This window comes from Vibrio sp. D173a, assembly GCF_030248475.1.
On sequence record NZ_JAHGAH010000204.1, the window covers coordinates 1 to 9,170 of the forward strand.

A 9,170-nucleotide genomic window follows, 5' to 3' on the forward strand; every position below is an offset into this window, starting at 1 on the left:
ACACAGATTGATAGGTCTATATTTTTAAAGAGCTTGCTTATCGAGAAGTTTTTCTCTCAAAGCGGAGGTGCATTCTAACGAGATAATTGAGAGTGTCAAACACTTTTTTCAATTTATTTTCTCAGAAGCTTTTCACCTCTCCGACTCTGCTGAAGCCTTATCGCGTCTGCCGTGTCGGTGGATGCGCATTATAGGGAACTCTGATCCGTTCGCAACCCTTTTTTGAAAAAAAATGGAAAAAACTGACTGTTCGATGACTATTTCATCAAAAAAGCAAAAAAGAGGGTAAAAAACCCTCTTTTTCTGCCTCAAAAGCCGTATTTAAATGAATGCGTACGCGTCTGCGAACATACGTTCACTCTTCGCTTTCTTGTTCTGAGTGAACTGTTCACGAGCTGCGCCAGCCATTTCGAAACGACCTGCAATATAGATATCGTAGTTTTCTAAGCTTTCGAAATCTTCACTCACCGCTTGTAGTACGTTACCAACTTTACCTTGCCAGTCGGCAGGTGCTTCTTCTACTACTGGAATAAAGTGAACGTTAGCAAACTTTGCAGCGATCTCGACCAACTCTTCTTTAGCGTAAAGTTGGCAATTGTCGCGCGCACCCCAGTATAGATAGATAGGATTGGTTTTGCTCTGTGCAACACAGTGATCCAGAATCGAACGCACGTAACTAAAGCCAGTACCACCAGCAATCAATAATAGTGGGCGTTCGCTTTCTTCTTGAACCCAAGCATCACCATGTGGAGCATCAATCTCGATATGACCATCTGTTTCTAGTGCCGCTTGCATTGCTTCAACGACTTCTAGTGCATAAGCGTTGTGTTCCGCCGCACCGATGTGCAGTTCAAGTTCACCTTCATGACGACATGGGCTGCTCGCAATAGAGAAAGGACGTTTGTCTTTTTCACCCATCACTACCATAAGGTACTGACCTGCTTTGAAAGGTACAGGTGATTCTGGATGAAGAAGGATTTGATAAGTATTACAAGCTAACGGCTGAATAGACTTTACTTTACATTGGATGGTCATGGTGTTCCTCTCGCTTACTCATCAAAAGTAAGCACTAAATTACTTTCTGTATAGGCTTGGCAAGGGAATATCCAACCTTGCTGTTGCTCTTTTTCGGTTAGCATCGGTTCGAGGTGGTAACTCACCTCGCCCGCTAGCTTTTTACACATACACATGGCGCAAGCGCCAACTTGGCAACGGTGTGGGAAGCGAATATTGTTGTTGAGCGCAGCTTCCAACACCGTCTCCCCTTCTTTTACTTGGAACCTAACGTCCATTGGTAGAAGGTGGACTTGATGACTCATAGAATACCTAACTGGTCCCAAATCTCATCGACTTTAGCCACAAGTTTAGGATCTTTTTTGATAGGCGTACCCCACTCGCGCGTGACTTCGGATTCGAACTTGTTGGTCGCATCCAGTCCTAATTTGGATGAACTATGAGTCTTACCATGCACTTGAATAGTGTCTCTATCTGGATCCATTCGGGTTGTTACAGCCCAAATGATGTCATTCCAATCTCGCGCATTAACGTCATCGTCGCACAAGATAATGAATTTATTATCCGTGTACTGAGCAAAGAATTCCCACAGGTACTCCATCAAGGCTTGCGATTGACCAGCTTGGTCTTTCTTCATGGTCACGACAGCAAACTGGTTACTTGCTGTTGCAGGTAGATAGATATCGACAATCTCAGGGCGTTGCTGTTTTAGCGCATCTAGATCAGACTGGGTAATCACTTTATTGTCACGTTCGTTGACCTTGATTCGTGTCGCCAGTTCAGCATCCCATTTAATAGTCGCATCTAAACCCATCTTGGAGCCAAGACCAACCACAGGCGAAGCAAAGTCAAGTGAGTCGATTGGCGTGTTGTCTATCATCAAGGTGTCACGTACAGGATCCATATGCTCTGACATGGCTTTAACGACATCATTCCAATCTCGCGCGTTTACCGATTCATCGCACACAATAACAAGCTTGGTGTACATGAATTGACGTAAGAAAGACCACACACCCATCATTACGCGCTTGGCATGTCCTGAGTACTGCTTCTTCATAGTGACGACCGCCATTCGGTACGAACAACCTTCCGGCGGTAGGTAGAAGTCTTCAATCTCTGGGAACTGCTTTTGCAGAATCGGCACAAACACTTCGTTTAATGCCACACCCAATACAGCTGGTTCATCTGGCGGACGGCCTGTGTAGGTACTGTGGTAGATTGGGTCTTTACGCATGGTAATGTGCGTAATGGTAAATACGTGGTGCTTTTCTTTTTCGTTGTAGTAGCCAGTGTGGTCGCCATAAGGACCTTCATCGGCAAACTCGTTCGGGTCGATATAGCCTTCCATCACGATTTCAGCGCTCGCTGGCACTTCCAAATCATTACTGACTGACTTAACGACTTCCGTTTTGCTGCCACGTAGCAAACCTGCAAATGCGTATTCCGATAGCGTATCTGGCACTGGCGTTACTGCACCAAGAATGGTAGCTGGGTCTGCACCAAACGCGACCGAAACTGGGAAAGGTTTACCTGGATGGGTTTCCATCCAATCGCGCAGGTCAAGCGCACCACCACGATGAGCTAACCAACGCATGATGATTTTGTTCTTGGCAATTTTCTGCTGGCGATAAATACCTAGGTTCTGACGTTTCTTATTCGGACCTTTGGTCACAGTTAAGCCCCACGTAAGCAATGGCGCAACGTCTTCTGCCCAGCAACTCATCACCGGGATTTTATCCAAATCGACTTCATCACCTTGCCACACAATCTCTTGGCACGATGCTTTTCTTAAGCGCTTGGCTGGCATGTTCAATACTTGCTTGAACACTGGCAATTTTTCCAATGCGTCTTTGAAGCCTTTTGGTGGCTCAGGTTCTTTCAAATAAGCCAGCAGCTTACCGACTTCTCTTAATTCTTTAACGTCTTCACGTCCCATACCAATCGCGACACGCTCTGGCGTACCAAATAGGTTCGTCAAAACAGGTACGTCGTAGCCAATTGGGTTCTCAAACAACAGCGCAGGGCCACCAGCACGCAAGGTACGGTCGCTGATTTCTGTCATTTCGTAAGCGGGGTCGACGGGGTGAGTGATGCGTTTAAGTCGACCTTTCTGTTCTAGGTGGTCGATAAATTCGCGTAAATCCTTAAAACTCATAGGCCTTCATGCTGGCTGATTAAACTGTCCGCAGTATAACAAATAGGAGGACGCTAAGATCCTCCTATTTTGTGTGGGTATGTGAACTCGATGGCGACAAGAGTTGTTACTTAAAGAACATCAACAACGGTTATTCCAAGAATTCCGCAATCTGTCGTGTTTTTACTTGGTGATTGTTTGAGACCAACTCTTCTAACCACGAGTGATGCCCTTGCTTTGCGAGTTCTCTAGCAACCAAAGTAGCTTCTTCTGAAAGTGCCATCTTGGCCACTAGGAATTGTTTTACGTCATGAGAGAGTGGATTGGATCTTGTGAGCAGTTCAATCGCATAAGGTTTTAAGGTTGGATTGACGGTGGAATTCATCAATTGTTGTAGTGAAAACCCATCACCAACTTCTGCTAATCTGGCTAACTCTGTTTGGCTATTGTAATCCGCACGCATACGCCACAACAGATCGTACATCGACTGATTTTGGCTTACTTGTGCCAAACGTACAATCACGGCTGTGGATGGCAGCCAGCTGGTAACATTAGCATGGGTTAATTGTTTGGTCAGTGCTTCAAGCGCGTCTGGCGATAAGCTGTCTAGCTCACGGATAAGTAACGCTTCTCTGGTTTGCACTTGATGCGTCGTACCTGTTAACCAATCCTTGAGGTTTAGCTCCTGCCGCTCTGCTTCCAAAACAAATTCTAACGTTCTCTGATCCTGCTTCCAGCGCTTTATCAGACGGCTAGCAATGGCCGGGAAATTAAACGCAGGTACACTGAATTCATAACCATCCCCTCGCTCAAGCACTTGGTAAGTTGGAGTTATGCTGATTTGGGATTCGACAAAAATCGACATTCTTGGCGTAAGGATGAGTTCTTGTTGCTCTAGCTTTTCGAGCAAAAGGAAACGGACGACTTCTTGTTGAGGAAAGGCAAGCCGGTCTAGGGCAAATTTAAGCGAGTCAACCTCGTCCCTGACTGCGTAATCAAGCAGTTCAGATACTTTGGTCTGTATTTGAGAGTCCTGAAGCCACTGCTCTACCACGGTTTCCTGCATTTCCTTGGCAGTTAACGTCGCGGGTAGTGTGATAAGTGACAAGCTCAGGAGTAATGACGACAACATTCCTTGTTGCATGTTAACCTCCCGATAACATTTTCTTCATTCTGCTGCTTCTATCGGAAGAAAGCAATAAAAAAGCCACCGATATACGGTGGCTCTTCGCAGAATTGCTTATCTGAGACTATTGACGACGCATTGCATCGAAGAACTCGTCGTTGGTCTTCGTCATCGCTAGCTTGTCGATTAGGAACTCCATCGCGTCAGTTTCGCCCATTGGGTGAACGATCTTACGTAGAATCCACATCTTCTGAAGTTCTTCGTTCTTCGTTAGAAGCTCTTCACGACGTGTGCCGCTGCGGTTGAAGTCAATCGCAGGGAATACACGTTTCTCTGCAATCTTACGGTTCAAGTGAATTTCCATGTTACCTGTACCCTTGAACTCTTCGTAGATAACTTCGTCCATCTTAGAACCAGTATCGACTAGAGCCGTAGCAAGGATAGTTAGGCTGCCGCCTTCTTCTACGTTACGCGCAGCACCGAAGAAACGCTTAGGACGGTGTAGTGCGTTTGCATCTACACCACCAGTTAGTACTTTACCTGATGAAGGAACTACGGTGTTGTATGCACGAGCTAGACGAGTGATAGAGTCAAGCAGGATAACCACGTCTTTCTTGTGTTCAACAAGACGTTTTGCTTTCTCGATTACCATTTCCGCTACTTGTACGTGGCGAGAAGCTGGCTCATCGAACGTTGACGCTACTACTTCACCTTTAACTAGACGCTGCATCTCTGTTACTTCTTCAGGACGTTCGTCGATAAGAAGCACCATCAACTCACACTCTGGGTGGTTGTATGCGATGCTTTGAGCGATGTTTTGCAGAAGCATTGTCTTACCCGCTTTAGGCGGAGCAACAATCAGACCACGTTGACCTTTACCAATTGGCGATGCCAAGTCTAAAACACGTGCTGTGATGTCTTCTGTAGAACCGTTACCGCGCTCCATAACCATACGCTCGTTAGCGTGTAGAGGCGTTAAGTTCTCGAATAGGATCTTGTTACGAGCGTTGTCTGGTTTGTCGTCGTTTACTGTGTTGACTTTAAGCAGAGCAAAGTAACGCTCACCGTCTTTTGGTGGGCGAATTTTACCAGCAATTGAGTCACCAGTACGTAGGTTGAAGCGACGAATCTGACTTGGCGAAACGTAGATGTCGTCTGGACCAGCAAGGTATGAGCTGTCCGCGCTACGTAGGAAACCAAAGCCGTCTTGCAGAATCTCCAGAACCCCATCGCCAAAGATGTCTTCGCCGCCTTTCGCGTGCGCTTTAAGAATTGCGAAGATGATGTCTTGTTTTCTTAGACGAGCTAGGTTCTCAAGACCCAGGCTTTCGCCAAGCTTTACAAGGTCAGACACAGGTCTGTTCTTCAGTTCAGTAAGATTCATGGTGGTGGATGCTTGTTTAGTCAAAATAAGATCTGTTTTCTAGTTAAGATGGATTTGGTCTCAGGATCGACCAAGAAGAGAAATTTGTTCAATTAACGCGCGATAAGTTAGCACTAATTAATATTCTAGTCCAGAGTTAGAAAAACAAAACCGCGCATTGTCATATTGCACGGTTTTGTTTGTAATCACTTGGTGATTATAGGTTTGCGTCTAGGAACTCTTTTAGTTGAGTCTTAGACAGAGCACCAACTTTCGTTGCCGCTACGTTACCGTCTTTAAATAACAGTAGCGTTGGAATGCCGCGAATACCAAACTTAGGTGGTGTACCTGCGTTATGGTCAATGTTTAGTTTACCGATAGTGAGTTTGCCTTCGTACTCGTCAGCGATTTCGTCCAGGATAGGAGCGATCATTTTACAAGGACCACACCATTCTGCCCAAAAATCAACTAGAACCGGGCCTGCAGCGTTGATTACATCGTTTTCAAAACCGTCATCAGTAAGCTGCAAAATCTTATCACTCATCTTCCACTCCAATGTGTTTTTCGAAACTGGTTGGATGATAACCAGTAAATAGATGCCCTATTGGAATGTATTTACTTTCTTATTGCAAGCTTTAGCTGATATTCTATCGCCATGAAAAAGACGCATATCACAGAGCAAAAGTTCGCCGATTTGGGTTTAAAGCCCCAAGTTACTGAAGGATTGGAGAAAAAAGGGTTCGAATATTGTACCCCTATCCAAGCCTTGGCGTTGCCGGTACTGCTCACCGGCCAAGACATTGCAGGCCAGGCCCAAACGGGTACTGGTAAAACTCTCGCGTTTCTTACTGCTACCTTCAACCACCTTCTGACCACGCCAGAGCACGAAGGTCGCAAGCCAACTCAACCGCGCGCGATCATTATGGCGCCAACGCGTGAGCTAGCGATTCAGATCTTTAACGATGCTGAGCCTTTGATTGCGAGCACAGGTCTTAAAGCGGCTTTAGCTTACGGTGGCGAAAGCTACGATAAGCAACTTGCCAAACTTCAAGATGGTGTAGACATTCTTATCGGCACAACTGGCCGTATCATCGATTTCTACAAGCAGCGCGTATTCAACCTAAACAACATTCAAGCCGTTGTTCTAGATGAAGCGGACCGTATGTTCGATCTTGGCTTTATTAAAGACATTCGTTTCTTGTTCCGTCGTATGCCTGAGCCAAAAGAGCGTTTGAACATGCTGTTCTCAGCGACGCTGTCTTACCGCGTACAAGAATTAGCTTTCGAACACATGCACAACCCTGAGCATGTTGTGGTTGAGCCAGAGCAAAAAACTGGTCATCGCATCCAAGAAGAGCTTTTCTACCCTTCGAATGAAGACAAGATGGCACTGCTTCAAACGCTTATTGAAGAAGAATGGCCAGACCGCGCGATCGTTTTTGCTAACACTAAGCATAAGTGTGAGTCGATTTGGGGTCACCTAGCAGCCGATGGTCACCGTGTTGGTCTACTGACTGGCGATGTACCACAGAAGAAGCGTGAAAAAATCCTTGAGCAATTCACTCGTGGTGAAGTTGACCTACTAGTCGCAACTGACGTAGCAGCACGTGGTCTTCATATTCCTCAAGTTACACACGTATTCAACTTCGACCTACCAGATGACTGTGAAGATTACGTTCACCGTATCGGTCGTACTGGTCGTGCTGGCGCAAGCGGTCACTCTATTAGCTTTGCTTGTGAAGATTACGCAATCAACCTGCCACCAATCGAAGAATACATTGAGCACGCAATCCCAGTTTCTGATTACGACGCTTCGGCTCTAATCCAAGATCTGCCTGCACCACTTCGTATGCGCGCGCCTCGTACTCAGCAACGTCGCACCAATACAGGTGGCACTCGCTCTGGTAACCGCAAGCCACAGGGACGTCGTCCTCGTCAGCCGCGCCAATCAGCGCCAAAACAATCATAAAAGGAAACTGAAGTCGTTTATGAGTCAAGCAGGATCATCACCGCTATACGCCGCCATCGACCTCGGGTCGAACAGTTTTCACATGCTCGTTGTGCGTCACATCGATGGCAGCGTTCAAACTATGGCTAAAATTAAGCGCAAAGTTCGTCTAGCCGCGGGCTTAGATGAACATAACTCTCTTAGTATGGAAGCTATGCAGCGAGGATGGGACTGCTTAAGTCTATTTGCAGAACGCTTGCAGGATATTCCTAAACAGAACATCCGCATTGTAGGTACCGCGACATTGCGAACCGCGACCAATGTGGATGTTTTTCTAGAGAAGGCGAACCAAATTTTAGGTCAGCCTATCGAAGTGATTACCGGCGAAGAAGAAGCTGCCACTATATATAAAGGTGTTGCACACACCTCTGGCGGTAGTGGTCGTCGCCTTGTGGTCGATATCGGCGGTGCAAGTACCGAGCTGATTATCGGTGAAGGTTTCGAAGCCAAAGCACTGACCAGTCTGAAAATGGGCTGTGTGACTTGGCTAGAGAACTTCTTCAAAGACCGCCAATTGAATGCACGTAACTTCGAAGCCGCCATTGAAGGCGCGAAGCAAACTCTGATGCCAATCTTAGAACAGTACACCGACCTAGGTTGGGACGTGTGTGTTGGGGCATCGGGTACAGTTCAGGCACTACAAGAGATAATGTTAGCGCAGGGCATGGACGAAGTGATTACTCACTCCAAACTTAAGCGTCTACAAAAGCAGGCGATGCTTGCTGATCACTTGGAAGAACTCGATATTGAAGGTCTGACCCTAGAGCGTGCTCTGGTATTCCCAAGTGGCTTATCCATTTTAATTGCGATCTTTGAGCTTCTAGAAATCGATGCCATGACACTGGCTGGTGGCGCACTACGTGAAGGTTTGGTGTACGAGATGGTTGACGAGCTTCGTCAAAACGACATCCGTGCACGCACCATTTGTAGTGTACAAAACCGTTACCAACTGGATTGCCAATACGGTGAACAAGTCGCAAAACTTGCGGGCAAACTGCTCGAGCAAGTTGGCGGTGAAGCTTGGGTTGCAGAACCTCAGGGTAAAGTCCTACTGGAAACAACTGCCAAGCTGCACGAAATCGGTCTGACTATCGACTTCAAAAAAGGCGGTGAGCACAGCGCTTACCTGCTACAGCATTTGGATTTGCCTGGTTACACCCGTGCACAGAAGTTCTTAATCGGTGAAATTGCTCGCCGCTACCGTGAACAACTGACGTCACTGCCTGAGCAACATGCCCTTTCAGGCACGAGTGGTAAACGCGTGCTGCGTCTATTGCGTCTTGCGGTTTTACTCAGCCATCGTCGTAATCCAGATCTAGAGCCATGTGTGACTCTCACTGCGGAAGGTGACAAACTGACGCTAAGTATTGATCCGAAATGGCTAGAGGCAAACCCACTGACAGCCGCTGAGTTGGAAATTGAGTCCAACCGTCAAACAGACATCGGCTGGCCGTTAAGTATCGTGGCTTGCTAAACCTCACGATAACTTATTGCTTAGTTGAAGGTCCCTATCGGCTGTCTCTTA

Annotated in this window: 8 protein-coding genes; 2 read left to right on the forward strand and 6 right to left on the reverse strand. The window is 46.7% G+C overall.

Features of this window, described 5'->3' with window-relative positions:
- Positions 1-321: 321 nt before the first annotated feature.
- The 6 genes from fre to trxA form a co-directional block, all read right to left on the reverse strand.
- Positions 322-1,035: an NAD(P)H-flavin reductase gene (fre, locus tag KIV40_RS19535; RefSeq protein WP_005535989.1), complete on the reverse strand. Its 714-nt coding sequence runs from the start codon at positions 1,033-1,035 to the stop codon at positions 322-324.
- Between the two features lie 14 nt (positions 1,036-1,049).
- The gene (locus KIV40_RS19540) at positions 1,050-1,319 is read right to left on the reverse strand and encodes a 2Fe-2S iron-sulfur cluster-binding protein (protein WP_005535991.1); all 270 of its coding nucleotides are present in this window, start codon (positions 1,317-1,319) and stop codon (positions 1,050-1,052) included.
- Positions 1,316-3,169 (reverse strand): 4-hydroxy-3-polyprenylbenzoate decarboxylase, encoded by a 1,854-nt coding sequence (ubiD, locus tag KIV40_RS19545; protein WP_285350849.1) that lies wholly within the window; start codon positions 3,167-3,169, stop codon positions 1,316-1,318. The genes KIV40_RS19540 and ubiD overlap by 4 nt, the downstream gene beginning before the upstream one ends.
- Positions 3,170-3,299: 130 nt before the next feature.
- Entirely contained in the window at positions 3,300-4,292 is a 993-nt protein-coding gene (locus KIV40_RS19550; RefSeq protein ID WP_285350851.1) for a hypothetical protein, read from the reverse strand.
- A 106-nt stretch (positions 4,293-4,398) separates the two neighbouring features.
- The gene (rho, locus tag KIV40_RS19555; RefSeq protein WP_005535997.1) at positions 4,399-5,658 is read right to left on the reverse strand and encodes a transcription termination factor Rho; all 1,260 of its coding nucleotides are present in this window, start codon (positions 5,656-5,658) and stop codon (positions 4,399-4,401) included.
- A gap of 196 nt (positions 5,659-5,854) precedes the next feature.
- Complete coding sequence (gene trxA, locus KIV40_RS19560) at positions 5,855-6,181, reverse strand: thioredoxin TrxA (RefSeq protein WP_004745500.1); 327 nt, start codon at positions 6,179-6,181, stop codon at positions 5,855-5,857.
- 111 nt (positions 6,182-6,292) lie between these two features.
- On the opposite strand from trxA, the gene rhlB reads away from it, so the two are divergent.
- Both rhlB and gppA read left to right on the forward strand, forming a co-directional pair.
- Entirely contained in the window at positions 6,293-7,606 is a 1,314-nt protein-coding gene (gene rhlB, locus KIV40_RS19565; RefSeq protein ID WP_005430306.1) for an ATP-dependent RNA helicase RhlB, read from the forward strand.
- 19 nt (positions 7,607-7,625) lie between these two features.
- Positions 7,626-9,119 carry a guanosine-5'-triphosphate,3'-diphosphate diphosphatase gene (gene gppA / locus KIV40_RS19570; RefSeq protein ID WP_122020144.1) on the forward strand — a complete coding sequence of 498 codons (1,494 nt, stop codon included), beginning with the start codon at positions 7,626-7,628 and terminating at the stop codon, positions 9,117-9,119.
- The last annotated feature ends 51 nt before the right edge of the window (positions 9,120-9,170 follow it).

Bases quoted from the DNA above. Each gene is read 5' to 3' on its own strand.
- fre (WP_005535989.1), bottom strand. From the start codon at position 1,035: ATGACCATCCAATGTAAAGTAAAGTCTATTCAGCCGTTAGCTTGTAAT.
- KIV40_RS19540 (WP_005535991.1), bottom strand. From the start codon at position 1,319: ATGAGTCATCAAGTCCACCTTCTACCAATGGACGTTAGGTTCCAAGTA.
- ubiD (WP_285350849.1), bottom strand. From the start codon at position 3,169: ATGAGTTTTAAGGATTTACGCGAATTTATCGACCACCTAGAACAGAAA.
- KIV40_RS19550 (WP_285350851.1), bottom strand. From the start codon at position 4,292: ATGCAACAAGGAATGTTGTCGTCATTACTCCTGAGCTTGTCACTTATC.
- rho (WP_005535997.1), bottom strand. From the start codon at position 5,658: ATGAATCTTACTGAACTGAAGAACAGACCTGTGTCTGACCTTGTAAAG.
- trxA (WP_004745500.1), bottom strand. From the start codon at position 6,181: ATGAGTGATAAGATTTTGCAGCTTACTGATGACGGTTTTGAAAACGAT.
- rhlB (WP_005430306.1), top strand. From the start codon at position 6,293: ATGAAAAAGACGCATATCACAGAGCAAAAGTTCGCCGATTTGGGTTTA.
- gppA (WP_122020144.1), top strand. From the start codon at position 7,626: ATGAGTCAAGCAGGATCATCACCGCTATACGCCGCCATCGACCTCGGG.